The following is a 25,591-nucleotide window of genomic DNA, read 5'->3' as shown; positions in this document are numbered from 1 at the left end:
CATATACCACCACCCCGCCCCGCGGGTTCACGCCGGCGCCGCCGGCCCCTCCCCGTCCAGCAGTTCGCACAACTGCGGATACTGGTGCTGGCTCACCATGCGCTCGATGCGCTCCACCACGGCGCCCAGTTCCGGCGCCAGTGGCCGCAGCAGCTGGGCCACCCGCACCATGTTCAGTTCCTGCACGGCGGCCCGCAGCGTGGCCCGCAACTGCGGCGACAGGCAGGCCACGTCCGCGCGCGACAGCGGCGCGCTGGTCGGATGGCGCACGAAGCGCAGCCCCAGTTGCCGCTCCAGCACCAGGTACAGCTGCTCCTGGTCCAGCGGCTTGCGGATGAACTCATCGGCGCCGGCCGTCAGCGCCGCATCATACTCGTCCACATAGACGGACGCCGACAGCATCACGACGCGCGGCTGGCCGGGCGTCGCCGCGGCCCGGATCGCGCGCGTGGCCGCCAGTCCGTCCATGCCCGGCATGCGCCAGTCCATGAACACCAGCTCCGGCCGCCAGGCGGCGGCGACGGCCACGGCCTCCTCGCCGCCGGCCGCCGTGCGCACCTCGAAGTCCAGCGGCTCGAGCAGGCGCAGCAACAAGGCGCGGCCGTCCCCGTCGTCGTCCACCACCAGGATGCGGCGGCCCTGCTGGCCCTCGGCCAGGCCGGCCACCTCGGCCGGCGCCGCCAGCGCCGGGGCGCAGGCGGCCAGCTGGGTCGCCACCGTGAACTGGAACGTGGCGCCGGCGCCGGGCGCCGACTGCACCGTCAGGGCGCCGCCCATCAGCTGCACGAATTCGCGCGAGATGGTCAGGCCCAGGCCCGTGCCTTCCTTGGCGCCGGGGCCGTCGGCCTGGATGAACGGCTCGAAGATGCGGGCCTGGTCGGCCTCGGCGATGCCCGGCCCCGTGTCGATCACGGCGAAGCTCAGTTCGCAGCGCTCGCCGCGCGCCACCCCGCGCGCGCGCAGCGTGACCTTGCCCTCGGTGGTGAACTTGACCGCGTTCGACATCAGGTTCAGCAGCACCTGGCGCAGCTTGGTGCCGTCCACCCGGGCCGCCGCCGGCAGGCCGGCGCTGTCGAGCACCAGCGCCACGCCGCTCTGGCCGGCCCGCATGCTGACCATGTCCATCACCTCCTGCAGCATGTCCTGCGGGTTGAGCACCTCCGTCTGCAGCACGGCGCGCCCGGCCTCGATCTTGGACAGCTCGAGGATGTCGTTGATCAGCGTGAGCAGGTGCTGGCCCGAGCGGTGGATGATGGCTAGGTTGCGCTTCTCCTCGGGCAGCATGTGGGTGGAGTCGGCCATCAGGCGCGAGAAGCCGATCACCGAGTGCAGCGGCGTGCGCAGCTCGTGGCTCATGTTGGCCAGGAAGGTGCTCTTGGCCTGGTTGGCCGCCTGCGCCTGCAGCACGGCCACCGACAGCGCCTCGGTGCGCTCGGCCACCAGCTCCTCGAGGTGGATGCGGTGGCGCCGCAGCTCCTGCTGGGCCACCTTGTGGGCCGTGATGTCGTAGTTGACGCCCACCATGCGCGCCGGCCGCCCCTCGCCGTCGCGGAAGATCATGGCGTCGCCCTTGATGTGGTGCACGCTGCCGTCGGGCCACACGATGCGGAATTCGGCGTCGAACTCGCCGTTGCCCTGCAAGGCCTGGTCCAGCAGCGCCTGCACCGGCAGCGCGTCGTCCGGGTGCAGCATGGCCACCCACTGCGCCATGTCGCGCCCGCCCCTGCCGTCCTCCATGCCGTGCAGGCGGAACATCTGCTCGTCCCACACCACGTCGCCGCTCAGGATGTTCCAGTCCCAGATGCCGATGGCGGCCGCGCTGCTGGCGATCTGCAGCCGCTCCTCGGACGCGTGCATGGCCACGTAGCGGCGCTCGAGCAGCGTCACCATGTCGCGGATGGCGGCGTTCAGGGTGTCGAGCTCACCGAAGAACCAGTCGCTGGGCGGCGCGGCGCCCGGATTCATGCCGGCCTTGACGTTGACGGCGTAGCGCCCGATCGCGCTCAGGGGCTTGAGGATCAGGTTCCACAGCAGCAGGTACAGGCTGAACACGAGCGTCGCGTCCAGCACCACGATCATGCCGACGATGGTGACCAGGCGCTGGCGCAGCTGCTCGAGCATCAGCGCCGGCGTGGCGTACACGCTGATGGTGCCGATGTTCTGGCCGTTGGCCGTGATGGGCCGCGTCTCGACCAGCTGGTCGGGCTGGGCCGGCAGGCTGTCGGCCGCCCGCAACTGGCCGTCCGGGCCGCGCAGCAGGATGTAGGGATGGCTGCTGGCCACCGGCACCACGGCGCTCGCGTACAGGTCGCGGTTGCTCAAGCCGCTCTTCATGATGGTGAGGATCTGGTTCTCGTCGAAGTTCCAGGCCGGCAGCGCCACGGCGGCCGACAGCTCATCGGCGCTGGTGGCCACCGTCTGGTGCAACTGGCCGCGGCGCTGGGCCTTCTCGGCCTGGTAGAAATACCACGCGAACGCCACCAGCACCACCGTGACCACGGCCGTCATCGCCACGCTGACGAACCACGCGATCGACGCGCGTCCTGTACGGCTGACCCACTTGCGCACCATCGTAAGAACCCCGGATTATAAAAAGTGCAAGAAGATCATCTCGCGCACCGCCCCATCATAGGGGCGATCGGGCGTCGAGCGCAACAATTTGTTGCCTTGCGGCATGATTACGGGGCGCCGCCGGCAAGCCCCGGCCCTCACTGCATCGCCAGTTCCACGCAGTTGCGCCCGGCGCGCTTGGCGCGGTGCAGGGCCGCGTCGAGCCGGTCGAGCACGGAGATGGCGCCCTCGTCCAGCCCCACCTGGGCCACGGCCAGGCTGATGGTGACCATCTGGCAGCCGGGCAGGCTGGTCTCGGCGATGGTCTCGCGCAGCTTCTCGGCCAGCTTGAGCGCGTCGATGGCGCAGGTGTGGGTGGCCACCACCATGAACTCCTCGCCGCGCATGCGCGCCAGCGTGTCCGAGCCGCGCAGGCGCGCCAGCACCGTCTCGGCCACGATGCGCAGCGCCTGGTCGCCGATCGGATAACCGTATAAATCGTTCACGGAGCGGAAGTTGTCGATGTCGAAGGTGATCAAGGCCAGCGGCAGGGCGTAGCGGCGGGCGCGCCGGATCTCGGTCTCCAGGATGTCCTCGCCGCGGCGGCGGTTGACGGCGCCCGTCAGCGCGTCGATGGTGCTGATCTGCAGCAGCTGGCCGGCCAGCGCGTCGTTCTGGTGTTTGAGCTCGCTCATGCCGAGGCCGAAGCTGATGAACTGGGCCAGGCTGGTGAAGCAGGCGAACTGCTCGCGCGAGAACTGGATGTGGCGGTCGAACATCAGGCACACCGCGCCCTGCACCGGGCCGCCGGCCTCGCTGCGCAGCGGCAGCGCCAGCACCATGCGCACCTCGCGGTCGTGCAGGCTGAGCGCCAGCTCCGGGTCGCCCGCCTTCTCCGGCGCGTCCAGCAGCACCAGTTCGCCGCCGCTGACGGCCAGCAGCGGCGGGAAGATGTCGCTCAGCGGCGCCTGCAGCAGGCGGTCGCGCCGCTCCAGCAGCCGGCTCAGGTCCAGGTGGTTGCGCGACTCCTGGGCCACCAGCTGCAGATCGCCGCGCTCCTTCATGTGCAGCAGCGACGTGTGGCGCACGCCGGGGAAGCTGCACAGCGCCAGGCACACCTGGGCCGCCATGGTGGCGATGTCGTCCACGCTGCTCAGCGCCCGCTGCAGGCTGCGCTGGATGGTCAGCAGGTCGCGCAACTCCTTCTCCTTGTCGAGCAGGGTCTGCTGGGCGGCGGCGGCCGGATTGAGCGAGGTGCTCAGGCACTGCTCCACCGCCATCCGCATCTCGTCGTCGAGCATCGGGCAGATCCGGTACTGCAGCGGGCCGCAGGCCATCAGCTCCGGTATCCACGCGCTGCTCACGTACGGGCACAGCACCAGGGTGGGCGCGCCGGCGCGGCTGCGGATCAGGGCGCCGATGCCCCCCATCTCGCCCATGGTGGAATAGCCGCTCAGGTCCAGCACCAGCAAGTCGACTTTCTGTCGCCCCACCGCAACAGTGGCGGCGTCGATATTATCAACGAGCAATAAGCGCGAGAATTGCTCGCCGCAGCAAGCCTGGAATTCGGCGCGCCGCTCGCCGGTTGCGGTCAGAAACACCCCAACGATGTCCTTGCGGCTGTCAATATCGGCCATCACACTCGCTCCCCACTGTCATTGTATTTATAAGAATCGCCATCCTAACAGTGTGCCATAAAGTTCATAATTAGCAATATTATTTGTGGCACAGACTCTTTATATTTCGACACGCCGGACGGCTCAGCCGTCGTGGAACACGGCGTAGTCGTTCTTGCCGGTGCGCTTGACGCGGTACATGGCCTGGTCGGCATGGTCGAGCAGCGTGTCGCTGGTCTCGCCATGGTCGGGGAAGAACGAGATGCCGACGCTGGCGCCGATGTGCAGGCGGCGCTCCTGGTAGACGATGGGCTCGGCGATGGCGGCGATGATCTTCTGCGCCGCGCGGATGGCGACGGCCTCCGCCTCCACCCCGTTCAGGATGACGAGGAACTCGTCGCCGCCGATGCGGGCCGCCGTGTCCGTCGTGCGCACGGCGTCGAGCAGGCGCCGGGCCACCACGCGCAGCGCGAGGTCGCCCGCCAGGTGGCCGCAGCTGTCGTTGGCGGCCTTGAAGCCATCGAGGTCGATGAACAGCACGGCGGCCCGGGTGTGGGTGCGCAAGGCCTGGCTGCACGCCATGTCGAGCCGGTCGCGCGCCAGCCGCAGCGACGGCAGGCCCGTCAGTTCGTCGTGGTTGGCCAGGGCCGCGATCTGGTCGCGCTGGCGCTCGACCTTGCGCAGCAGCAAGCCGGTCGAGCGCTGGTAGTCGGCGATGGCGCCCGACAGGTAGACGGTCAGCAGCACCGTGGTGGTGACGGTGCCGACCCAGTTCACGGCGCTGCCGGCGAACTCGGCCCCGAATGGCGCCTGCAGCGCGCCGCGCAGGTAGCCGGCCGCGATCACGATCACGGCCAGCCAGATCAGGGACACGGCGGCCACGCCCACGCGCAGCGGCGCGACCGTGATCGCGCACACGCTGCCGAAGATCACGGCGATCATGCCGCTGCCCTGCAACCCGTAGGAATACAACCCGGCCAGCCCGCCCAGCGCCAGCAGCGCGGGCGGCATGCCCTGCCGCACCACCTGGGGCAGCCGATGGCGGAACGGGGTGACGACGATGGCCAGCACCGACAGCACGGTGACGGGCACCATGCGCGCCAGGCCGCCGCCGAGCGTCATTTCGCGCCATAGTACCAACGGTATCACCACCACGCAGTAGCTGCACACGCAGATCCACATCCGGTCGACGAACTTGTCGCGGAGCAGGCGCTGCGGCAACGCCGCATTATCGGGGCCGATCGGTTCCATACCACATTTTTGTCGCACCGGACGCAACGGATGGATAACTGACTGTAACTTTCAAATTGTGAGCCAGCGCGGGCGCCATAATTCTATCCAATTGTCACACAACGCCAAAAACAGGCGATAGTGTGAACCAGCGCACGGTTCGCCGCCCGCGCCGCCGCCATCATGGTCGCCAGGAGGGACGCGGCATGGCACGTGCTCTATGGAAAGGCGCTATCAGTTTCGGGCTGGTGCACATCCCGGTCGAACTGCACACGGCCGTGCGCCCGGACGAACTGAACCTCACCATGCTGGACCGGCGCGATTTCGCCCCCGTCGGCTACCGCCGCTACAACAAGCGCAGCGGCGAGGAAGTGACGTGGGACGACATCGTCAAGGGTTACGAGTACGAGGACGACGCATACGTCGTGCTGACGGACGAGGATCTGCGCCGCGCCAACGTGGCGGCCACCCAGACCATCGAGATCCTGTCGTTCGCCGCCGCCGCGGACATCCCCCTCACCTATTACGAGCAAGCCTATTACCTGGCCCCCGCGCGCGGCGGCGCGCGCGTGTACGCGCTGCTGCGCGAGACGCTGCGCAAGTCGGGCAAGGTGGGCGTGGCCACGGTGGTGATCCGCACCCGCCAGCACCTGTGCGCGCTGGCCTGCCTGGACGACGTCATCGTGCTCGACACCCTGCGCTATCCGGCCGAGATACTCGATACGGACGGCCTCGACCTGCCGTCCACCCGCGCCGGCGAGCTCAAACCGAAAGAGCTGGCCATGGCGCTGGAACTGGTGGAGGGCATGGCCGAGCCATGGCGTCCGCAGCAATACCACGACAGCTACCGCGACGACCTGATGGCGCTGATCGAGAAGAAGGTCAAGGCGGGCAAGACCCACGCCATCACCAAACCGGCGCGCGCGGCCCGCGAGCGCGACACCGGCAACGTGGTGGACCTGGTGGAACTGCTCCAGCGCAGCCTGCGCGGCAACGAGGGTGGCGGCAAGCGCGCCAGGGCGCACGACGACGAGGACGCGGGCGGCACGCACAAGGCCACCACCGTGCGCAAGGGCGCCAACGCGCGCCCCGCCGGCACGCCGCGCAAAGGCAGTGGCAGGGCCAAACGCGCGACAGGGCATGCAAGCACGACAAGCAGCGCCCGGCGCGCCTAATCCTCCTCGCTCTCCTTGCCCTCGGGGACATAACCGAGTCGGCGCATCGGCCCCGCCAGGCCGCGCGCGCTATGCGCGTACGCCTTCCACGGCGCATTGCCCACATCGAGCCTGCGCTCGACGGTTTGCACGGTCCAGTGGTCGCCGCCGTCGAGCTGGTCCAGCTCCTCCCACGTCACCGGGACGGAAATACCGAGCCCCGGCCGCGCCCGCGCCGACCATGCGCACACCGTGGTGGCGCCGCGCCCGTTGCGCAGATAGTCGATGTAGATGCGGCCGACCCGGTTCCGTCCGCCGCTCTTGGCTGTGAAACGTTCCGGGATCAGGCGCGCCATGTGGGCCACCACGGCCTGCGAGAATCCTTTCACATCGTCCCAGCCGTAGTGGGCGCGCAGCGGCACCACCACGTGCAGGCCTTTGCCGCCGCTGGTCTTGAGGAAGGCCGCCAACCCCAGCTCATCGAGCATGCCGCGCACCAGCAGCGCAGCCTCCCGCACCTGCGGCCAGGCCACGCCCTCGCCGGGATCAAGGTCGAACACCAGCCGGTTGGGCCGCTCGTAGGCCCGGGCCAGCGCGTTCTGGGTATGGATCTCCACCACGTTCCACTGCGCCACCGACAGCAGGCCGGCCGTGCCGGCGATGGTGAGCATGGGCGGATGGTCCGGGTCCAGCGCCCGGTCCAGCTCATGCACGCCGGGCAGGCGGCCGCCGGCGTGCTTCTGGAAGAACACCTCGCCGCCCACGCCATCGGGTGCCCGCAGCAGCGCCACCGGCCGCTCGCGCAGGTGCGGCTGCATCAGCGCCCCCACCTGGGCGTAGTAGCGCACCAGCGCCAGCTTGGTGACGCCGCTCAGCCGGTCGACCACGCGCTCGGGATGGGTCACGTGCAGCCGCCCCGGCAGCTTGCTGGCGACGGCGGGCGGATCGGGCGCGGCCATGCGCGCAGCGGCGCTGGTGCTGGTGCTGGTGCTGGCGCTGGTGCTGGCGCCGGCACTGCCACGGCCGGGCGCCAGCCGCCGCACATCCTCGCGACGGATGGCGCGCGCCGGCTTGTCCGCGCGCAGGCCGTGGAACACGGCATGCCGCAGCGAACCGTCGCGCGTCCACTCGCCGAAGCTCACCTCGGCCACCAGTTCCGGACGCAGCCAGTGGGGCCTGCCCTCGATGCGCCCGGCCGACACGAACGGACTATCGTCCGAGACCAGCTTGCGCATGCGTGCGGACAGGTTCTTCAGCTCGGCCGCATCGAAACCCGTGCCCACGTTGCCCGCATAGTGCAGCTTGCCCTGCTCGTCGTACACGCCCAGCAGCAATGAGCCGAAGCCGCTGCGCGAGCCCTGCGGATCGGTATAGCCGCCCACCACGAACTCCTGGCGCTGGCCGCATTTGAGCTTGATCCAGTCGCGCGTGCGGCGCGAGACATAAGGCGCGTCACGCCGCTTGCCGACGATGCCCTCCAAGCCCAGCCGGCAGGCCGCGTCCACCACCTGCCCGGGCGCCCCATCCAGCGCGGGGCTGAACCGCACTTGCGACGATGGCCCGCCCGCCTCCAGCACGGCTTCGAGTAACGCGCGCCGGCGCTCCAGCGACGCGTGCCGCAGGTCATACCCGCCGCAGAACGGCAAATCGAACAGGTAGTAGATGATGTCGGCCGTGTGCTTGCCGTCGAACGCCTGCTGCAGCAGGCCGAAATCGGGCCGGCCTTGCGCATCGCGCACGACGATCTCACCGTCATACCAGCCGGACGGCAAGTGCATGTCGCGCAAGGCCGCGCGCAGCGGGCCGAGTTTGGCCGTCCAGTCCGCGCCGCTGCGCGTGACGAGGCGTACCGCGTCCCCCTCCACCCTGGCCAGCAGCCGATAGCCGTCGAACTTCGTCTCGAAGAGCCAGTCGCCGGCCGTGGCGGGCGGCTGCTCCACCAGCGTGGCCAGTTGCGGCGCCAGCTTATCGGGCAAGGCCGCCTTGCGGGCGCCATCGGGCAGCCCGTCCGGCAGCGCGGCGGCGGCATGGGCGGCCGAAGACGTCGCCGATCGCCCGCCCTTTCGGCGCTTGTGGCCAGCCGGCGATGCGAGCACGCTGTCGGGCAGTTGCGCCACCACGTCGCAATCGTCCTCGGACCGCGCGTAGTCATCGTGTTCCTTGATCAGCAGCCACGCGGTCTGGCGCTGCTCGCCGCGCCGCATCCGCACCAGCGCCCATTTGCCGCGCAGTTTATGCCCGTGCAGCGCGAAGCTCAGGTGCCCCTTCGCGTAGCCCGCATGGGGATCGCCGAGCGGCGTCCAGCTGCCCCGGTCCCAGACGATCACCTCGCCCGCGCCGTATTCGCCCTCCGGTATGGTGCCCTCGAAGCCGCCGTAGGCCAGCGGATGGTCCTCCACCTCGATCGCCATGCGCTTGACGTGCGGATCGTAGCAGGGCCCCTTGGGGACGGCCCAGCTCTTCAGCACGCCGTCGAGCTCCAGCCGGAAATCGTAGTGCAGATGGCTGGCCCAGTGCTTCTGCACCACGAACGACAACGCGTCGCCGCCCTCCCCGCCCTGCGCCGGTTCCGGCGTCCGCGAGAAGTCGCGTTTCGACTTGTAGGTATGCAAGGAATCAGCCATGCGTGACAGGATAGCGCGCCCGTCGCCCGCCGATGGTACGCCAGCGCACACGGCGCGCGATTTGTAAGCAATCGCACGTGCTTGTAAGCGAATGTAAAAGCCGTCAACTGCATCAGGGGGCACGCCGTTTCTTGCTCACTGACACGGGAATTGTCCCGGCTGTATAAACCACCTGAAGGATGACATCATGACCAAGATTATCGCTACCCTGATCGCCGGCCTGTTCGCCACCGCCGCATTCGCACAAGCTCCCGCCGCCAGCGCCACCACGGCCAGCACGCCTGCCGCCGTGAAATCGGAAGCCAAGCCTGCGACGCCCGCCACGCCTGCCGCCAGCGCCAGCGCCAAGACGGAAGAAAAAGCCGCCCCGGTGAAGACCCACAAGAAAGCCAAGAAGGCCAAAGCCCACAAGGCAGCCTCGAAGACCGAAGCACCAGCCGCATCCACGCCAGCCGCCTCCAAGTAAGTAATCAAAAGCAAAACCGGGGTCAGGTCATGCGATCGCGCAAGTTGCGCAATCGCATGACCTGACCCCGGTTTTATTTTAGGGCTTAGTTGGATGCCTGCATGGCCACGGCCGGCTCGGCGCCGTCCCAGCCGCCGCCCAGCGAGCGGATCAGCGCCACCGTCGTCACGGCCTGATTGCCACGCAATTGCACGGCGTTACGTTCGACCGTGGCCAGGTTGCGCTGCGCGTCCAGCAGGTCCAGGTAGCTGGAACGGCCGGCCGTGTACAGCTTCTGCGCCAGATCGGCCGAGCGCCGCGCCGATACCACGGCGTCGTCGATCTGCGCCGTCTGCCCCGACAGGATGCGCAGCCCGGCCAGGTTGTCCTCCACCTCGGCGAACGCGGTCAGCACGCTCTGGCGGTAGCTGCCCACCGATTCCTGCAAGGCCGCCTCGCTGCGCGTGATGTTGGCGCTGTTGCGGCCACCGTCGATCAACGGCATCGACATCAGCGCGCCCAGCATCCACGAACGGCTGCTCCACTTAAACACGTCGGCGAAGGTGCCGGCCGCGCCGCCGCCATTGGCGCTGATGGTCAGCGCCGGGAACATGGCGGAACGGGCCACGCCGATGCGGGCGTTGGCTGCCTCCATGTTGCGCTGGGCGGCGGCGATGTCGGGCCGGCGCTCCAGCAGCGTCGATGGCAGGCCGGCCGGGATCACCGGCAGCAGCGTCGAATCGAGCAGCGGGCTGGCGGCGGCCGTGAAACTGGCCGCCGGTTTGCCCAGCAGGACGGCCAGCGCATGCTCGGTCGTCACCCGCTGGCGCTGCAGGCCGATGGCCTCGGCACGGGCCGTCGACAGTTCCGTCTTGGCGCGCGACAGGTCGAATTCGCCGATGTCGCCCAGGTCGAAGCGGCGCTGGTTGACCTTCACGCTCTCCTCGCGCAGGCTGACGGTGCGGTTCAGCGTCTCCAGCTCGGCGTCCGTGGCGCGCAGCCGGAAGTAGGTCTGCGCCACGTCGGCCTGCACGGCCAGCAGCACCGAGCGGTACATGGCTTCCACGGAGGCGGCGTCGTTGCGGGCCGCGCTCACGTTGGCCGACACGCGGCCGAACAGGTCCACCTCGTAGCTGGCCGTCAGGTTGGCCGAGTAGGCCGTGCCCGGCGCCACCGGGGTGCCGGTCGGCAGGCCCAGCGACAGGGCCGAGGCCCGGTTGCGCTGGGCGCCCACGTTCACGCCCACTTGCGGGATGCGGTCCGCCTCGGCGATGCCGGCGATGGCGCGCGCCTGCTTGACGCGGGCCGCCGCCACTTCCAGGTTGGCGTTGGCCTTGGTCGCTTCCGCGATCAGCTCATTCAGGGCCGGGTCGTGGAAGGCCAGCCACCATTCGCCGCGCGGCTGGCGCTCGGCCGGCTGGCCCAGCTTCCAGGTGCTGCCGTCGGCCGCCGTGCGTACTTCAGTCGCAGCCGGGGTTTGGCTTTCCTTGAACGCAGCCGGCACGTCCATGTGCGGCTGCTTGAACTCGGGCGCGGCGCAGGCGGTCAGCAACAGCGCCGCCACCAGCGGGGCCACGCCCCTGGCGATCAGATTCGGTTTCATATCAATGGCTTCCTTCCATATTCGCGACGGCGACTGCGGCCGTGGCGGGTTTTTTCTCCAGGCGCACGGCCAGCATGCGCAGCAGGACGTAGAACACGGGCGTCAGGAACAGGCCGAAGAAGGTCACGCCCAGCATGCCGGCGAACACCGCCACGCCCATCGCGTGCCGCATCTCGGCGCCGGCGCCGTGCGAGAACACCAGCGGCACCACACCCATGATGAAGGCGATCGACGTCATCAAAATCGGACGCAGACGCAGACGGCATGCTTCCAGCGCGGCCTGCACGATGGTGCGGCCATGGTGTTCGAGCTCGCGGGCGAATTCCACGATCAGGATCGCGTTCTTCGACGCCAGTCCCACCAGCACGAACAGCGCGATCTGGGTGAACACGTTGTTGTCGCCGTGGGTCAGCTTCACCCCCAGCAGCGCGCACAGGATGGACATGGGCACGATCAGGATCACGGCCAGCGGCAGGGTCCAGCTTTCGTACTGGGCGGCCAGCACCAGGAACACCAGCAGCACGCACAGCGGGAACACATAGATCATCGTGTTACCGGACAGGATGTCCTGGTACACCAGCTCGGTCCACTCGTAGTGAATCCCTTTCGGCAGCACTTCGTTGACGATCTTCGTCATCTCGGCCTGCGCTTCGCCGGACGACACGCCAGGCGCGGGACCGCCGTTGATCTCGGCCGACACGTAGCCGTTGTAGCGCTGCACGCGGTCCGGGCCATAGCTGTCCTTGACGCGCATCAGCGACGACAGCGGGATCATCTCGCCCTTGTCGTTGCGGACCTTGAGCTGGGCGATGTCCTCCGCGTGCGAACGGAACTTGGCGTCCGCCTGCACCCGCACCTGGTAGGTACGGCCGAACTGGTTGAAGTCGTTCACGTACAGCGAGCCGAGGTTGATCTGCAAGGTCTGGTAGATGGTCTGCAGCGGCACGCCCATCTGCTTGGCCTTGACCCGGTCCACGTCCGCGAACAGTTGCGGCACGTTGATCTGGTAGCTCGAGAACACGCCGGCCAGCTTGGGATTCTGCCAGGCCTTCATCTGCACCGCCTGCACGGCCTTGTTCAGCTCATCGTAACCGAGGTTGTCGCGGTCTTCCAGCATCAGCTTGAAGCCACCCGTGGTGCCCAGGCCGTTGACGGGCGGCGGCGGCAGCACCATCACGAACGCGCCTTCGATCGCGCCCATGCGCTTGTTGATCTCGGCGGCGATGGCTTGCGCCGATTCGCTTGGCTTGGTGCGCTCCTCGAACGGTTTCAACGGCGTGAACACGATGCCGGCGTTCGGCGCGTTGGTGAAGCCGTTGATCGACAGGCCAGGGAAAGCGACCGATGCTTCCACGCCCGGCACGTCCTTGGCGATGTCCGACATCTTGCGGATCACGGCGTCGGTGCGGTCGAGCGAGGCGGCGTCCGGCAGTTGCGCGAAGCCGATCAGGTACTGCTTGTCCTGGGCCGGCACGAAGCCCGGCGGCACCAGCTTGAACATGAAGCCGGCGGCCACGGCCAGCACGGCGTACACGATCAACGAACCGCCTTTGCGCTTGAGGATGGCCGTCACGCCGGTCTGGTAGCTATCCGAAGTGCGGTGGAAGAAGCCGTTGAACCAGGCGAAGAAGCGGCCGAACACGGCGTCCATCACACGGGTCAGCTTGTCCTTGGGCGCGTCGTGCGGTTTCAGCAACGAGGCGGCCAGGGCCGGCGCCAGCGTCAGCGAGCTGAATGCCGAGATCACGGTCGAGATGGCGATGGTCAGCGCGAACTGCTTGTAGAACTGGCCCGACAGGCCGGACACGAAGGCGATCGGCACGAACACGGCGCACAGCACCAGCGCGATGGCGATGATGGGGCCACTGACCTCCTTCATGGCCTGGATGGTGGCGTCGTGCGGCGACAGGCCGTTGGCAATGTTGCGCTCCACGTTCTCCACCACCACGATGGCGTCATCGACCACGATACCGATGGCCAGCACCAGCCCGAACAGCGACAGCGTATTGATCGAGAAGCCGAAGGCCAGCATCACGGCGAAGGTGCCGATGATGGACACGGGCACGGCCAGCAGCGGGATCACCGAGGCGCGCCAGGTTTGCAGGAACACGATCACCACCAGCGCCACCAGGATCACGGCTTCGACCAGGGTGTGGATGACGGCACGGATCGATTCGCGCACGAATTGGGTCGGGTCATATACAACGCTGTACGTGACGCCTTCCGGGAAATCTTTCGACAGACGGGCCATGGTTTCGCGCACGTCGTGCGACAGCTGCAGCGCGTTCGCGTTCGGTGCCTCGAAAATGGGGATGGCCACCGCCGAATTATTGTTCAGCAGCGAGCGCAGCGCGTAGGAATTGGAGCCGAGCTCCATGCGGGCCACGTCCTTCAACTGGGTGACGGCGCCGTCGGCATTGGTCTTGATGATGATGTTGCCGAATTCCTCCTCGCTTTGCAGCCGGCCCTGGGTATTGACGGTCAGCTGGAAGTCCGCGTTCTTGGTGGGGCCGGCGCCGATCACACCGGCGGCCACCTGCACGTTCTGTTCGCGGATGGCGGCCACCACGTCGCCCGCCGTCAGGCCGCGCGCGGCCACTTTCTGCGGGTCGAGCCAGATGCGCATGGCGTAGTCGCCCGAACCGAACAGCGACACCTCGCCCATGCCGGGCAGGCGCGCCAGCTGGTCCTTGATGTTCAGCACCGCGTAGTTGCGCAGGTACAGGTCGTCGTAGCGGCCGTTGGGCGACTGCAGGTGGACCACCATGGTCAGGTTGGGCGACGACTTGACGGTCGTCACGCCGATCTGGCGCACCTCCTCGGGCAGGCGCGGCAAGGCGCGCTGCACGCGGTTCTGCACGGCCGTCTCGGCCTGCTCCACGTTGGTGCCGATCTTGAACGTGACGGTCAGCGCCAGCGCGCCGTCAGAGGTGTTCTGCGACGACATGTAGAGCATGTTCTCGACGCCGTTGATCTGCTCCTCCAGCGGCGCGGCCACCGTCTCAGCGATGATCTTCGGGTTGGCGCCCGGGTACTGGGCCCGCACCACCACCGAAGGCGGCACCACGTCCGGGTATTCCGAGATCGGCAGCTTGAAGATGGCGATCACACCCGCGACGAAGATGATGATCGACAGCACACCGGCGAAGATGGGCTTGTCGACGAAAAAACGCGATATGTTCATGGTCTCTTATTCCTTCTTGGTGGCAGCGTCGCCGGTGCTGACGGCGGCTACCTTGTCTGCTTTTTTCGCTTCCGTCTTGGCCACGTTGGCGGCCAGCGGGTCGAAGTCCATCGCCACCACCTGGGCCGTGACGGGCGCGCCCGGATGCACGCGCTGCAGCCCGTTGACGATGATCTTCTCGCCCGGCTTCAGCCCTTCGCGCACCACGCGCATGCCGTCCACGGCCTGGCCCAGCTTGACGGGACGGTATTCGGCCTTGCTGTCGGCGCCCACCACGAACACGAACTTGCGGTTCTGGTCCGTGCCCACAGCGCGCTCGTTGATCAGGATGGCCTGCGACGGGCCGCCGTTGCCGCCGGCGCCACCGTCCAGCTGGACGCGGGCGAACAGGCCCGGCACCAGCGTGCGGTCGGCGTTGGCGAAGGTGGCGCGCATACGCACGCTGCCCGTTTGCGGATCGAGCTGGTTGTCGACGAATTCCAGCTTGCCCTCGTGCGGGAAGCCGCTCTCGTTGGCCAGGCCGACTTTCACCGTCACCGTCTGGCCCTTGTGCGACATGGCGCCCACGCGCAGGAAGGTGTCCTCGTCGCCGTCGAAGCTGGCGTAGATGCGGTCGGTCGAGACCACGGAGGTCAGCACGGCGGAGGCGTCCACCAGATTACCGAGCGTGATTTCCGCCTTGCTCACGCGGCCGTTGATGGGCGCGTGCACCTGGGTGTAGCTCAGATTGAGCTTGGCCGCCTCGTACTGGGCTTGCGCGGCGCGCGCGTTGGCGTCCAGTTCCTTGAAGCCGGAAGCCTTCTCGTCGTACTCGCGCTGGGCGATGGCCTTATCGGCCAGCAGCTTCTCGGCGCGCACCAGTTCCAGCTTGGCCAGGTCGGCCTTGGCGCGGGCCGAACTGGCGGCCGCCTCGGCGCGGTCCTTCTCGGCCTGGTACGGACGCGGGTCGATCACGAACAGCACGTCGCCCTTTTTGACTTCGCTGCCCGGCTTGAAATTGACGTCGGTGATGAAGCCGCTCACGCGCGAGCGGATCTCGACCCGCTCCACCGCCTCCAGCCGACCCGAAAACTCCTGGGTCTCCGTGACGGCTTTCTGCACCACCACGGCGGCGGAAATGGGCGGGCCGCCGGCAGCCGGCGCCTCGGCCGGCTTGCCGGTTGCTTCATCGCACCCTGTCAGACCGATCGCGGCCAGCCCCGCCAGTGCCATAGCGGCGACCAGGGGCCGGGCTACAGCGGTCAATTGTTTCGCGTTTTTCATGTTATTTCCTTTTTCTATGAAAATCTTTAATAGATATGGCGGAACCGGGCGACTCGGACAAAATTCGAGAAAACACGGTACTACCGCTCCGGTGGCGGGCCAGCGCGGAGCGTCAAGCTAGTCTTGCTAAGATGGTGGGGAATCCCTTATGCGGCTGGCGGCGTCTCGGTCCGGTCCAGGCCAGCGATGAAGCTGGCGATTTCTCCCAGCGCGTGGACTTTGCACGCGCATTCGTTACGCGCCCCCGATTCGTGCAGGGGCGCCGGCGGCAGCCGGCTGACGGTGGTCTTCACGCCACAGGCGATCAGCTTGGCGCCATACAATTCCGCTTCGTCACGCAGCGGATCGTCCTCGGCCGACAGGATCAGTGCCGGCGGCAAATTCTTCAAACGACTCGATTGCAGCGGCGACGCGTACGGGTGCGTGCGGTCGGCCGCGTTGGGCAGATAGCCGCGGTAGCCGGCCGCGCAGGCGTCGGCCACGTCCACCATGTCGGCCGCCGCGCTGTTGCAGCGCATCGAGCCGGTGCTCAGGCCGGGGTCCAGCATGGGCATGATCAGCAACTGGCCGGCCAGCGGCGGGCCGCCCCGGTCGCGCGCCATCAGCGCGCTCACGGCGGCCAGGTTGGCGCCCGCCTCGATGCCGCCCACGATCAGCTGCTTGCCGGTCCAACCCAGCTTGGTCTTGTTCTTGCGCGCCCAGTTCAGGATGGCGTGCGCGTCCTCCACGGCGGCCGGGAACGGGCGCACCGGCGCCAGCGTGTAACTGGCCGCCAGCACCAGCTGCTCGGGATTGTCGTTCACCAGGTGCCGCAGGAACATGTCGCTGTCCTCCAGCCCGCCCGTCACGAAACCGCCGCCGTGGAAGAACACGATCAGCGCGTCGCGCTTGGTGCCGGCGGGGCCGTAGCTGTACAGGCGCGCGGGCAGCATGCCGTCCACGCCGCGCACGTCCAGGTTGCGGCTCTTGAGCTGGTCGGACAGCACCGCGTTCATTGGTGGACCATCCGCAGCGCGTCGTCGGCGCAGGCCAACTGGTCGTCGCTGGCCTGCCATTGTTCGGTCAGGGCATGGACGCCGCTCGCCTCGGTCTGGGCCGCCAGCGCGTACGTATCGGTGGAGACGATGGCCGCCAGCGCGGCCGCGCTGAGCGCGATTCCTATCGTTGCCATGATTTCAGTCCGATATGCCATGATGTGTTCCCTCCCTAACTGCCCGCGTCCGGCCCGCCCGGGCTGGTTTTCATGCTGCAGTACGGCAATCTTAAACTTCAACTACAATTAGATAAATACCGCAAAGTCGAATTGATTGTTCATTAATCCGAACAATGAGATGAGAAGATGAATAAACTACAAGCGATGGAAGTGTTTGTGCAGGTGGTGGACGCCGGCGGCTTCACGCGCGCGGCCGACAACATGCAACTGCCCAAGGCCACCGTCTCGACCCTGATCCAGTCGCTGGAAGCGGCCCTGAAGGTCAAGCTGCTGCACCGGACCACGCGCCAGGTGACGGTGACGGCCGACGGCGCGGCCTATTATGAACGTTGTCTGCGCATCCTGTCGGACGTGCGCGAAGCGGAGGAATCGCTGTCGCGCACGCGCCTGAGCCCCAGCGGCCGGCTGCGCGTGGACGCGCCCACCGGCCTGGCCAGCGAAGTGCTGGTGCCCGCCCTGCCCGACTTCTTCGCGCGCTATCCCGACATCCAGCTGGAACTGGGCAGCAGCGACCGCACCGTGGACCTGATCGAGGAAGGCGTGGACTGCTGCGTGCGCGGCGGCGCGCTGACCGACTCCAACCTGATCGCGCGGCGGGTCGGCTTCCTGCACTTTCTCACCTGCGCGGCGCCATCCTATCTCGAGCGCTACGGGCGGCCGCAACACCCGAACGAGCTGACGCGCCACCTTTGCGTCAACTACTTCTCCTCACGCACCGGCAAGATCTTCGAATGGGACTTCGCGCGCGGCGACGAGCTGGTGCAAACCATGCTGCCCGGCTCGATCGCCGTCAACGACGCCAACGCCTACCTGAGCGCGGGGCTGGCCGGGCTGGGCATCATCCAGACCGTGCGCTTCGTGCTGGAACCGCTGATCGCCGAGGGCAAGCTGGAACTGCTGCTGCCCGACTGGACCTCGGCGCCTATCCCCATCCACGTGGTCTACCCGCAGAACCGCCACCTGTCGGCCAAGGTGCGCGTGTTCGTCGAATGGGTGGCCGAACTGTTCGCCCAACATCCCGGCATGCGCCTGCCCAAAACCTTGCGCCCCGCCACCCCCACCCTGGAGTCCGCACTATGAACAGTGCCCCGCACCGCATCGTCTTCCTCGACCGCGAAAGCCTGATCGCCAGCGTGCGCCTGCCGGCGTTCCCCCACCACTGGAACCAGTATCCGGCCACGTCGCACGCCGACGTGGTGGAACGGCTGCGCGACGCCACCATCGCCATCACCAATAAGGTGCCGCTGCGGGCGGCCGACCTGGCCCGCCTGCCGGACCTGAAGCTGATCGCCGTGGCGGCCACCGGCACCGACATCCTGGACCTGACGGCCTGCCGCGAACGGGGCATCGTCGTCTCCAACATCCGCAACTACGCCGTGCACACGCTGCCCGAACACACGTTCGCGCTGATCCTGGCGCTGCGCCGCAACCTGATCGCCTACCGCGCCGACGTGGAGGCGGGCCGCTGGCAGCAGGCAGGCCGCTTCTGCCTGCTCGATCATCCGATCGCCGACCTGGCCGGCAGCCGCCTCGGGCTGGTCGGTTATGGCGCGCTGGGCAAATCGGTGGCCGCGCTGGCGCGCGCGTTCGGCATGGAGGTGTGCGTGCACACGCGCTCGCCCGTGGACGATCCCGCCGTGCGCCAGGTTGGCTGGGACGAGCTGCTGGAAACGTCGGACGTGATCAGCCTGCACCTGCCGCTGACCGAGCAGACGCGCCACATGATAGGCGCGCCGGAACTGGCCCGCATGAAGCGCAGCGCGCTGCTGATCAACACCGCGCGCGGCGGCCTGGTGCACGAGCAGGCGTTGGCCGACGCGCTGCACAACCACGTGATCGCCGGCGCCGGCTTCGACGTGCTGACGCAGGAGCCGCCGCCGGACGACAACGTGCTGCTGCAGCTACGCCTGCCCAACTTCATCCTCACCCCGCACACGGCCTGGGCCAGCGGCCAGGCCATGCAGGTGCTGGCCGATCAACTGATCGACAACATCGAAGCATGGGCGGCGGGCGCGCCGCGCAACGTGGTGGCGTGAGCGGGCCCGCCCCAGAATCCGCTTGTCTTTGCGGCGCCGCGGCCTAGAGTGAAGGATGCAGCGCTATCGCGTGCACGACATTCGGGGAGGCGATCATGGCAACCGCAGACTGGCGCCTGGAGGGCGACTGGGTAAAGAACTGCAACTGCGCGTATGGATGCCCATGCGACTTTAACGCAAGACCCACTGAAGGATATTGCAAGGGCCTGGTCGCCATGCATATCACTTCCGGCTATTTTGAACAGACACGGCTCGACGGCCTGTCGTTCTGCGTGACGGTGCACTTCCCCGGCGCGCTCCATGAAGGCAACGGCGAGGCCCAGCCGATCATCGACGAACGCGCCACGGCCGAACAGCGCGAAGCCCTGTTCGCCATCCTGTCGGGCCAGAACTCGCAGGAAGGCACACTGTTCCACATCTTCAGCCTGATCGTGACCAGGATGCACGCCCCCGTGTTCGCCCCGTTCCGCTTCGAATTCGACCTGCGCGAACGCCAGGCGCGCGTGGTCATCCCCGGCGTGCTGACGACGGACGTGGAGCCGATCAAAAACCCGGTGACGGGCGCGCCGTTCCGTGGCGCCGTGGTGCTGCCCGACGGCTTCGAGCACCGCGAAGGACAGATCGCCTCGGCCAACATCGACAGCATGGGCGCCGTGCCTTTCGTCACCAAAGGCAGCCACAGCACGCTGGCCCATGTGATCCAGAGCCCGGCGGGCGTGCTGGGCTGAGGTAGCGCCAGCCATGGGCGCGGCGATCCTGGCGCGCGTGCTGCACCACGAACGGGCGCTGCCGGTGCTGGCCGTCGCGCTCGTGAGCGCGCTCGCGTGGGCGTATCTGCTCGCGGGCGCGGGCACGATGGAGGACATGGACGGCATGCTCATGCCCATGAGTTCCGGCCCGTGGACGCTGGCGCACGCGCTGGTCATGCTGGTCATGTGGATCGTGATGATGGTGGCCATGATGCTGCCCAGCGCGCTGCCGATGCTGCTGCTCTATGCGACCATCGCGCGCAAGCAAGGCGGCGCCGCGCGCGCAGCCGGTCCGGCGTGGCTGGTGTCGCTGTTCGGATTGGGCTACGTGGCCATGTGGAGCGCGTTCAGCGTGGCGGCCGTCGCGTTGCAGTATGTGCTGGAGCGGGCCGCCTTGCTGTCGCCCATGATGGAAAGCACAAGCATCGTGCTGGCCGGCGCCACGCTCATCGCTGCCGGCGTCTATCAATGGACGCCCGTCAAATCGGCCTGTCTCGCCCACTGCCAGTCGCCGCTCGATTTTGTGCTGGCCCACTGGCGCGGCGGCGGCGCGGGCGCGTTCCGCATGGGCGTGCGGCACGGCGCCTACTGCGTCGGCTGTTGCTGGGCGCTGATGCTGCTGCTGTTCGTGGGCGGCGTGATGAACCTGGCCTGGATCGCCGGACTGGCCGTCTACGTGCTGGTGGAAAAACTGACACCGCCGGGCCACTGGATCAGTCGCGCCACCGGTGTCGTCTTCATCGCCTGGGGACTGGCGACGCTGCTGTCGCCTTATTTGGCGTCGAACTTCGCGTAGTACGCCTGGATGGCCGGCGTGTTGGCGATGCGCTGCATGTGAGCGTTCAGCGCAGGGGCCACGCTTTGCACCAGGTCCGCCGGCACGTGATCGAGTCGACCCGAATTGAGGTTGCGAATATCGACGAACACCTTCAGGTCGGCCACGGTGAGGCGGTTGTCGGCGAAGTACTCGCCGCCGTGCGCCAGCAATTGCGCTTCCAGCCAGCGCAGGTAGACGGGCATGGGGCCGTTGACCAGCGCCAGGCGCGCCGCCTTCTGCTCCTCACCCGTCATGCGGAAGGTCGGGCTCAGTTTGACGTTGGCGTCTTCCACCACATAGGCCACCTCGTCGCACAGCAAGGCCTGGTATGGGTCGGTCGGATACAGGCCGGCCAGCTTGCCGGCGTAGCGCAGGATGGCGTCGCATTGCGTCACCAGCGTGCCATCCACGTGCAGCGTGGGCACCTGGCCGAACGGCGTCGCCTTGCGCAACTCGGCGAATTCGGGGAAGGCGAAGCGGTGGTCTTCGAATGGAATGCCGCCGATGTGCAGCGCCAGACGCGCCGGCTCGCCGCGGCCGCCGTGGAAATCGAAATAAGTCAGTTTGAGCTGGGGCATCGTATTGTCCTGTGATTATTGGCGCGGAAGGGCCGCGCCCTGGGTGGCGGAAAATCAGAAATTTGAAATCGCCAACAATGATAATCGAATGCCGACGGACGTGTAGCCCCCCGTCCTTTGGGCGAGGCAGCGCAGCCTACCTTGACGACACGGACCAATTGACTAACCGTTGATCCGCGTCCATTGCTTTGAGCACGACGTCGCGCAATTAGCCGCTGCCAGGTTAGCGAACAGAACGCTCGCGACACACTTCATACCGTAACTCGGCCATGCCGGGTCCAATAAACCGGGCCGCTTGCAAACGCAATTGTGGGCTCAGCAACTGGCGCGGCAAAAGGGGCTTTCCCTCCCCCAACGTGACGGAACCTATCTGAACAATGAGCTCATCCAGCAACCCGGCATCATAAAATTGCGCTGCGAGTTGACCTCCGCCGACGATCCATAAGTTTTTATTTGCTGCGGTCTGCCGCATCTCAGGAAAGATATCCTGCACGTTTCCACTCGCGAACTGGATAACTGCCCCCTGCACTGTTGGCAACAGTCGCGACGAGAATACCCATGTTGGCTGAGTGTACGGCCACGACGAGCCAGTTTCGGCTTGCACCTTATCAGCGTGTCGTAACATCCATTCGTAGGTCGCTGAGCCCATCGCCAGAGCGCCGACTTCACTGATAAAGCTTGAGAATCCCGCATCCTCGAGACTCCCCAAGGAAAACAACCAGTCCAGGGAGTCATCCAAAGTGGCGATAAATCCGTCGAGACTAGTCGCCGCGTAATATTGGGCTTTCATGATTTTGCCCCCCCCTAGGCGCAGGCACTGAATGGAAAGCATCCGCCGCGCTCCCCGGCCACGGAAAGCGCGGAACAGTAGTGATGGCGAACGATAGGCAGCTTCAGACGCCAGGGAAAGCGGTCTGAATATGCAGCGGCGCCCAGGACGGCGCAGGCAGCACCTTGTCGATCAATACAAAGACAGAGGTGACCGCCACCATTTGCAGGTATTGCTGTGGCCCCTGCGCTATCACGTTGTTATGTCCGATCCTGACCACAGGGCTACGCACGACATTGGCCTTGATTTTTCCTTGCTGGGCAGTCAGTTGAATATTGATCTTGCAACTGTCCACGCCATGATTGTTCAGCTTGGCCAGTTCGGCCTGGCCGTCGGGATGGTGCAATGCTTCCTGGATGGCCAGGATCTGGTCTTTGCGGCCAGCGAAGGTGGAGTCCTGCTTGATGTTGCGCCGGTCAAATGGATCATCGCGCTGTTCGGTGTGCCGGCTAATTGGATGTCCGTGGTAAATGCCGGTAGGACGCTGGCGACGCTCACTGAGGCACAAGATCTGGTGAATTTCTTCTCGCGTGTAATTCCGGTCGTAGCCCATCGATGAATCTCCATACGGTTGGGGAAATGGGAAATCGTGTCCAAGCTGATGACGGTGTCATGCGTTTCAGATACTACGCTGCGGAAGAAAACAGGGGCGCCACATTCTTTCGGTTGCGAAAAAGGTGCCGCCTTCCGGTTGCTATCATGGAGCAAGGAGTCTCGGTGTCAGGGGTACCGGGTTAGTTCCGGATCCTCGGTTCAGTTTCAGCAATCTGCAAATTGGCACATTACCGGAGCTGCCCCCGCTGCGCTGACCCGATGCCTTAGTCGTCACGCAACCGTGGGCGAATGAGCGGTTCGATTGCTGTGTGAGGCGACAGTCGGCTTGCGCCTGCGGAATAGCCCTATCGGCGCGACCATGCATTTTTCCTATTTCGCAGGAGCCGATTGAGGAGTCTGTTGCGCTTTCTTTGCCTGCGCTGCTTCTTTCTCCTGTTTTGCCTTCTCCTTGGCTAAATGGCGTCCAACTAAGCAACCAGCTACTGCCCCTGCAACAGCATGGTGGCCAGCAACGTGGCCTACAACGGCACCAGCTGCGGCACCTTTAATGCAGCCGGCGGCAGACGCACCACCATTGATCAACATCGTCCCAGCCACCAATAACGTGAAATGTTTTTTCATGATCATTTTCCCATGTACGGTTCAGAGAGAAGTAGAGGGTATTGGCCGAATGCAGGCACCACCGCGCCAATTCCGCCTTGAACTTAGCCGGATTTGGCTTGTTCCTGCTCGAAAGAAATCTCTATGAATTCAGCCGGCCTGACGACAGCCACCTGCACTGTAACCCTCATGTACCCGTCGAGCAAATCGTCAGCCGTCATGGTGGTGCCGAGCCCGACGCTGACCTGGAACGCGTCCGCCGGCGAGGCGCCCTGCAGGCCGCCCTGCTTCCAAACGTCCGTCAAGAAGCTGCAGATCATGCTCTTCACAGCGGACCATGTGTTGGCCGTGTTCGGCTCAAACACATACGCGCGCGCCGCCAGTTTGATCGACTGCTCGAGGAAGGTCACGGTGCGGCGCACCGACACATAGCGCCAGTCCTGGCTGTTGCCGTCGAGTGTACGCGCGCCCCAGATCAATATCCCTTGCCCATTAAAGAAACGGATCGCATTGACCGACTTACCCGACACCGCGTCAATGTTCAGGTTACCCTGCTGCGCATCAGATAATCGGATGGGCAGACTGCTGGCGCCAACGATGCCGACATTCGCTGGAGCGTTCCACACACCATTCAACTGGTCGTTGACGACATAGACGCCGGCGATACCGCCGCTGGGTGGCAGGACATTGACCGTACTCAGCACATGCTGCACGATCTGGGCATAAGTCGGGCTGGCATTCAGCAAGGCCGCCTGGAGCTGGCTGTTCGACAAGGGCTTGGCCGGCGGCGTCTGAATCGCGCTCAGGATCGTGGCCGCATCGGGATTGGACGCCGATGGCGGGTTCAGCAGTGAACCCAGTTGTTTGGTGTCGCCCCCAAACAGATTGGTAAAGTCGATGTCGGCAGGCTGCATGATAGAGGTGCCGATGAAGGGGTAGTAACTGACGCCGTACTTCAGGCCGCTGTTTCCGGTGCTATCGCGGAAGGTCTGGATATCCTTGACGTACAGGGTGGGGTCGGGATTGGCACCGCCGATGATGTCGAACAGGCAAACCACGGTTTGCAATTCTTCCGCCTGCAATAACATACCTTGCATCAAAGTGCGATTGTCGGCGACCGACAGCAAAGTCGCTTCCGGGCAGATATACATGGTCGGCTCCTGCTCGACTTTGAGCGCGGTCAGGCCGCGCTGCAGGTCGGCCAGCTTGACATTCGGATTAACCACAGTTGCGCTGGGGTCGGTCATGGGCTTCTTGCTGGCCGCACCCATCGGACCTACTGCGACGATATAGGCGTCGCCGCCGCCGTTCTGATAAAACAGACGGACGCTGTTATATAAATAATAAATCGTATTTGGATCGGGCAGGATCGAGTAATACTGTCCATCAATAATAAGATAATCGCCGGAGGCCGGCATTTCATTCTGTGGAACTAAATAATATTCGGGGCTATATTGCCTGGCAGGGTCGGCCGGTGGCGGCGGATTGTCAAGCAAGAAGAGCATCTGAAATTCCTCGAACGAACGGATCTTCTGCGGTCTGTCATAGCACGAAAGTCCTTTGTACTCCGCCTTGGGCGTGTATCCTATAAAGGCCGGCACCGCTGTCGCAATGGGAACTACGGAGTTAGGAAACGCATTGATTTCATTGATATAAACCCCAGGTGTCGCGAAGGATGCCATCGTTCGTCCTATCGAATGGATTTCAATTTCAAAATTGAGAGGCTGCTGCTGGCCGAACCCGGCGAGCTGACGTAAGGGCGGCTAATTACGGGTTTTCAGACTTTGAATTCAAGAGACGAGCCAAATCGTCAATCTTTTTCTCAAGCTTCAGATTCGATGCGCCAATGAAGAACCAGATACAGGCGAAATTTACTATCGGAATCAACGCCAAAATTGTCCACTTTGTCACATTACGCCCCTTTTCCTTCGCCAAAAGGTGCGCAGGTATCGCCATAAGTAGCGACATCAATATTAGAGGAAGGAATGAAATTAAAATGCTTGGGCTATTATTTTCCATCGATTAAATTATATTTTTTGCAATATTTTTATTGAATTATCTTTCCAACGGCAGGCCGGCTTGGCCCGTTACGGTTGGCGGAATGGGAAATCGTCTCCAAGTTGATGACGATGCGATGCGTATCAGATACTACCTTTGAAGGAATCCCAGCTGCACCAAATTCTCGTGAAATTGTTTTATGCCATCGGTCAGGTATGCCCTGCCGCCCACATCAGTTCAATACCGGCGAGGGATAAGATGGCGGATGTGGCGATACCATCCATCAGAAATAGAATCAGCACAGCAGGAAAAACTTTTCCCTGTGGCAACTTGCGTAAAAAGATGCTGGCCACGAATGCGAGGACGACCCACTGGATGATGGTGAGCGGGATACTGACAGCATTGTCCAGGTAAAACACCGGCGCATTCCAGTTTCCCGAACTCGCATACACGAATGGGTAGAGATTCAAGGGCTCTATGCCGTTTCCAGTGGAAATTGACATCGGGTACCATGTCGGGTAACGCCATTTCATAGGTTCCAGAATCC

21 protein-coding genes are annotated in these 25,591 nt (G+C 65.3%); 6 read left to right on the top strand and 15 right to left on the bottom strand.

Annotated features, from left to right (window positions below):
* Window positions 1–27: 27 nt before the first annotated feature.
* The 3 genes from AC1RQG_RS24400 to AC1RQG_RS24390 form a co-directional block, all read right to left on the bottom strand.
* A complete protein-coding gene (locus AC1RQG_RS24400) occupies window positions 28–2,571 on the bottom strand; it encodes an ATP-binding response regulator (protein ID WP_493135428.1) in 2,544 nt (847 codons plus the stop codon).
* Between the two features lie 137 nt (window positions 2,572–2,708).
* Window positions 2,709–4,187 carry a GGDEF domain-containing protein gene (locus AC1RQG_RS24395; protein WP_493135426.1) on the bottom strand — a complete coding sequence of 493 codons (1,479 nt, stop codon included), beginning with the start codon at window positions 4,185–4,187 and terminating at the stop codon, window positions 2,709–2,711.
* 123 nt (window positions 4,188–4,310) lie between these two features.
* A complete protein-coding gene (locus AC1RQG_RS24390; RefSeq protein ID WP_493135424.1) occupies window positions 4,311–5,417 on the bottom strand; it encodes a diguanylate cyclase domain-containing protein in 1,107 nt (368 codons plus the stop codon).
* A gap of 185 nt (window positions 5,418–5,602) precedes the next feature.
* Between AC1RQG_RS24390 and ku the strand changes: the two genes are divergently transcribed.
* On the top strand, window positions 5,603–6,571 hold the full coding sequence (gene ku / locus AC1RQG_RS24385) for a non-homologous end joining protein Ku (RefSeq protein WP_493135422.1): 969 nt from the start codon (window positions 5,603–5,605) through the stop codon (window positions 6,569–6,571).
* Here the strand turns inward: ku and ligD are convergent.
* Complete coding sequence (gene ligD / locus AC1RQG_RS24380) at window positions 6,568–9,174, bottom strand: DNA ligase D (RefSeq protein ID WP_493135420.1); 2,607 nt, start codon at window positions 9,172–9,174, stop codon at window positions 6,568–6,570. The two genes, ku and ligD, sit on opposite strands and share 4 nt — an antisense overlap.
* A gap of 187 nt (window positions 9,175–9,361) precedes the next feature.
* Between ligD and AC1RQG_RS24375 the strand changes: the two genes are divergently transcribed.
* The gene (locus AC1RQG_RS24375) at window positions 9,362–9,640 is read left to right on the top strand and encodes a hypothetical protein (RefSeq protein ID WP_493135418.1); all 279 of its coding nucleotides are present in this window, start codon (window positions 9,362–9,364) and stop codon (window positions 9,638–9,640) included.
* Window positions 9,641–9,725: 85 nt separating this feature from the next.
* Here the strand turns inward: AC1RQG_RS24375 and AC1RQG_RS24370 are convergent, their stop codons facing one another.
* From AC1RQG_RS24370 to AC1RQG_RS24350, 5 genes are all read right to left on the bottom strand, one after another.
* Window positions 9,726–11,222, bottom strand: coding sequence for an efflux transporter outer membrane subunit (locus AC1RQG_RS24370; protein WP_493135416.1), 1,497 nt, complete (start codon window positions 11,220–11,222; stop codon window positions 9,726–9,728).
* A 1-nt stretch (window position 11,223) separates the two neighbouring features.
* On the bottom strand, window positions 11,224–14,406 hold the full coding sequence (locus AC1RQG_RS24365; RefSeq protein WP_493135414.1) for an efflux RND transporter permease subunit: 3,183 nt from the start codon (window positions 14,404–14,406) through the stop codon (window positions 11,224–11,226).
* A gap of 6 nt (window positions 14,407–14,412) precedes the next feature.
* A complete protein-coding gene (locus tag AC1RQG_RS24360) occupies window positions 14,413–15,669 on the bottom strand; it encodes an efflux RND transporter periplasmic adaptor subunit (protein ID WP_493135412.1) in 1,257 nt (418 codons plus the stop codon).
* Window positions 15,670–15,815: 146 nt separating this feature from the next.
* On the bottom strand, window positions 15,816–16,664 hold the full coding sequence (locus tag AC1RQG_RS24355) for an alpha/beta hydrolase (protein WP_493135410.1): 849 nt from the start codon (window positions 16,662–16,664) through the stop codon (window positions 15,816–15,818).
* The gene (locus AC1RQG_RS24350; RefSeq protein ID WP_493135408.1) at window positions 16,661–16,840 is read right to left on the bottom strand and encodes a hypothetical protein; all 180 of its coding nucleotides are present in this window, start codon (window positions 16,838–16,840) and stop codon (window positions 16,661–16,663) included. The genes AC1RQG_RS24355 and AC1RQG_RS24350 overlap by 4 nt, the downstream gene beginning before the upstream one ends.
* A gap of 168 nt (window positions 16,841–17,008) precedes the next feature.
* Between AC1RQG_RS24350 and AC1RQG_RS24345 the strand changes: the two genes are divergently transcribed.
* From AC1RQG_RS24345 to AC1RQG_RS24330, 4 genes are all read left to right on the top strand, one after another.
* A complete protein-coding gene (locus tag AC1RQG_RS24345; protein WP_493135406.1) occupies window positions 17,009–17,962 on the top strand; it encodes a LysR family transcriptional regulator in 954 nt (317 codons plus the stop codon).
* Complete coding sequence (locus tag AC1RQG_RS24340) at window positions 17,959–18,918, top strand: D-2-hydroxyacid dehydrogenase (protein ID WP_493135404.1); 960 nt, start codon at window positions 17,959–17,961, stop codon at window positions 18,916–18,918. The genes AC1RQG_RS24345 and AC1RQG_RS24340 overlap by 4 nt, the downstream gene beginning before the upstream one ends.
* Before the next feature lie 95 nt (window positions 18,919–19,013).
* Complete coding sequence (locus tag AC1RQG_RS24335) at window positions 19,014–19,646, top strand: DUF1326 domain-containing protein (protein ID WP_493135402.1); 633 nt, start codon at window positions 19,014–19,016, stop codon at window positions 19,644–19,646.
* Between the two features lie 13 nt (window positions 19,647–19,659).
* Window positions 19,660–20,463 (top strand): DUF2182 domain-containing protein, encoded by an 804-nt coding sequence (locus AC1RQG_RS24330; RefSeq protein ID WP_493135400.1) that lies wholly within the window; start codon window positions 19,660–19,662, stop codon window positions 20,461–20,463.
* Here AC1RQG_RS24330 and AC1RQG_RS24325 read toward each other — a convergent pair.
* The 6 genes from AC1RQG_RS24325 to AC1RQG_RS24300 form a co-directional block, all read right to left on the bottom strand.
* Window positions 20,439–21,062: a glutathione S-transferase family protein gene (locus tag AC1RQG_RS24325; RefSeq protein ID WP_493135399.1), complete on the bottom strand. Its 624-nt coding sequence runs from the start codon at window positions 21,060–21,062 to the stop codon at window positions 20,439–20,441. The genes AC1RQG_RS24330 and AC1RQG_RS24325 overlap by 25 nt on opposite strands.
* Window positions 21,063–21,285: 223 nt before the next feature.
* A complete protein-coding gene (locus AC1RQG_RS24320; RefSeq protein WP_493135396.1) occupies window positions 21,286–21,852 on the bottom strand; it encodes a dihydrofolate reductase family protein in 567 nt (188 codons plus the stop codon).
* Window positions 21,853–21,955: 103 nt separating this feature from the next.
* Window positions 21,956–22,444, bottom strand: a complete 489-nt coding sequence (locus tag AC1RQG_RS24315; protein ID WP_493135394.1) for a hypothetical protein — start codon at window positions 22,442–22,444, stop codon at window positions 21,956–21,958.
* Between the two features lie 371 nt (window positions 22,445–22,815).
* Window positions 22,816–23,067, bottom strand: coding sequence for a hypothetical protein (locus AC1RQG_RS24310; protein ID WP_493135392.1), 252 nt, complete (start codon window positions 23,065–23,067; stop codon window positions 22,816–22,818).
* An 83-nt stretch (window positions 23,068–23,150) separates the two neighbouring features.
* Entirely contained in the window at window positions 23,151–24,728 is a 1,578-nt protein-coding gene (locus AC1RQG_RS24305) for a phage tail sheath family protein (protein ID WP_493135390.1), read from the bottom strand.
* A 525-nt stretch (window positions 24,729–25,253) separates the two neighbouring features.
* The coding region (locus AC1RQG_RS24300; RefSeq protein ID WP_493135388.1) for a hypothetical protein at window positions 25,254–25,591 on the bottom strand (338 nt) is incomplete at its 5' end.

This window comes from Rugamonas sp. GW822-FHT03B10, assembly GCF_058801745.1.
The sequence above is the reverse complement of the archived record's forward strand: the minus strand, read 5'-3'. Positions and strand labels throughout refer to the sequence as shown.

Excerpts from the sequence above, each read along its gene's own strand:
- AC1RQG_RS24400 (WP_493135428.1), bottom strand. The coding sequence starts at position 2,571 with ATGGTGCGCAAGTGGGTCAGCCGTACAGGACGCGCGTCGATCGCGTGG.
- AC1RQG_RS24395 (WP_493135426.1), bottom strand. The coding sequence starts at position 4,187 with ATGGCCGATATTGACAGCCGCAAGGACATCGTTGGGGTGTTTCTGACC.
- AC1RQG_RS24390 (WP_493135424.1), bottom strand. The coding sequence starts at position 5,417 with ATGGAACCGATCGGCCCCGATAATGCGGCGTTGCCGCAGCGCCTGCTC.
- ku (WP_493135422.1), top strand. The coding sequence starts at position 5,603 with ATGGCACGTGCTCTATGGAAAGGCGCTATCAGTTTCGGGCTGGTGCAC.
- ligD (WP_493135420.1), bottom strand. The coding sequence starts at position 9,174 with ATGGCTGATTCCTTGCATACCTACAAGTCGAAACGCGACTTCTCGCGG.
- AC1RQG_RS24375 (WP_493135418.1), top strand. The coding sequence starts at position 9,362 with ATGACCAAGATTATCGCTACCCTGATCGCCGGCCTGTTCGCCACCGCC.
- AC1RQG_RS24370 (WP_493135416.1), bottom strand. The coding sequence starts at position 11,222 with ATGAAACCGAATCTGATCGCCAGGGGCGTGGCCCCGCTGGTGGCGGCG.
- AC1RQG_RS24365 (WP_493135414.1), bottom strand. The coding sequence starts at position 14,406 with ATGAACATATCGCGTTTTTTCGTCGACAAGCCCATCTTCGCCGGTGTG.
- AC1RQG_RS24360 (WP_493135412.1), bottom strand. The coding sequence starts at position 15,669 with ATGAAAAACGCGAAACAATTGACCGCTGTAGCCCGGCCCCTGGTCGCC.
- AC1RQG_RS24355 (WP_493135410.1), bottom strand. The coding sequence starts at position 16,664 with ATGAACGCGGTGCTGTCCGACCAGCTCAAGAGCCGCAACCTGGACGTG.
- AC1RQG_RS24350 (WP_493135408.1), bottom strand. The coding sequence starts at position 16,840 with ATGGCAACGATAGGAATCGCGCTCAGCGCGGCCGCGCTGGCGGCCATC.
- AC1RQG_RS24345 (WP_493135406.1), top strand. The coding sequence starts at position 17,009 with ATGAATAAACTACAAGCGATGGAAGTGTTTGTGCAGGTGGTGGACGCC.
- AC1RQG_RS24340 (WP_493135404.1), top strand. The coding sequence starts at position 17,959 with ATGAACAGTGCCCCGCACCGCATCGTCTTCCTCGACCGCGAAAGCCTG.
- AC1RQG_RS24335 (WP_493135402.1), top strand. The coding sequence starts at position 19,014 with ATGGCAACCGCAGACTGGCGCCTGGAGGGCGACTGGGTAAAGAACTGC.
- AC1RQG_RS24330 (WP_493135400.1), top strand. The coding sequence starts at position 19,660 with ATGGGCGCGGCGATCCTGGCGCGCGTGCTGCACCACGAACGGGCGCTG.
- AC1RQG_RS24325 (WP_493135399.1), bottom strand. The coding sequence starts at position 21,062 with ATGCCCCAGCTCAAACTGACTTATTTCGATTTCCACGGCGGCCGCGGC.
- AC1RQG_RS24320 (WP_493135396.1), bottom strand. The coding sequence starts at position 21,852 with ATGAAAGCCCAATATTACGCGGCGACTAGTCTCGACGGATTTATCGCC.
- AC1RQG_RS24315 (WP_493135394.1), bottom strand. The coding sequence starts at position 22,444 with ATGGGCTACGACCGGAATTACACGCGAGAAGAAATTCACCAGATCTTG.
- AC1RQG_RS24310 (WP_493135392.1), bottom strand. The coding sequence starts at position 23,067 with ATGAAAAAACATTTCACGTTATTGGTGGCTGGGACGATGTTGATCAAT.
- AC1RQG_RS24305 (WP_493135390.1), bottom strand. The coding sequence starts at position 24,728 with ATGGCATCCTTCGCGACACCTGGGGTTTATATCAATGAAATCAATGCG.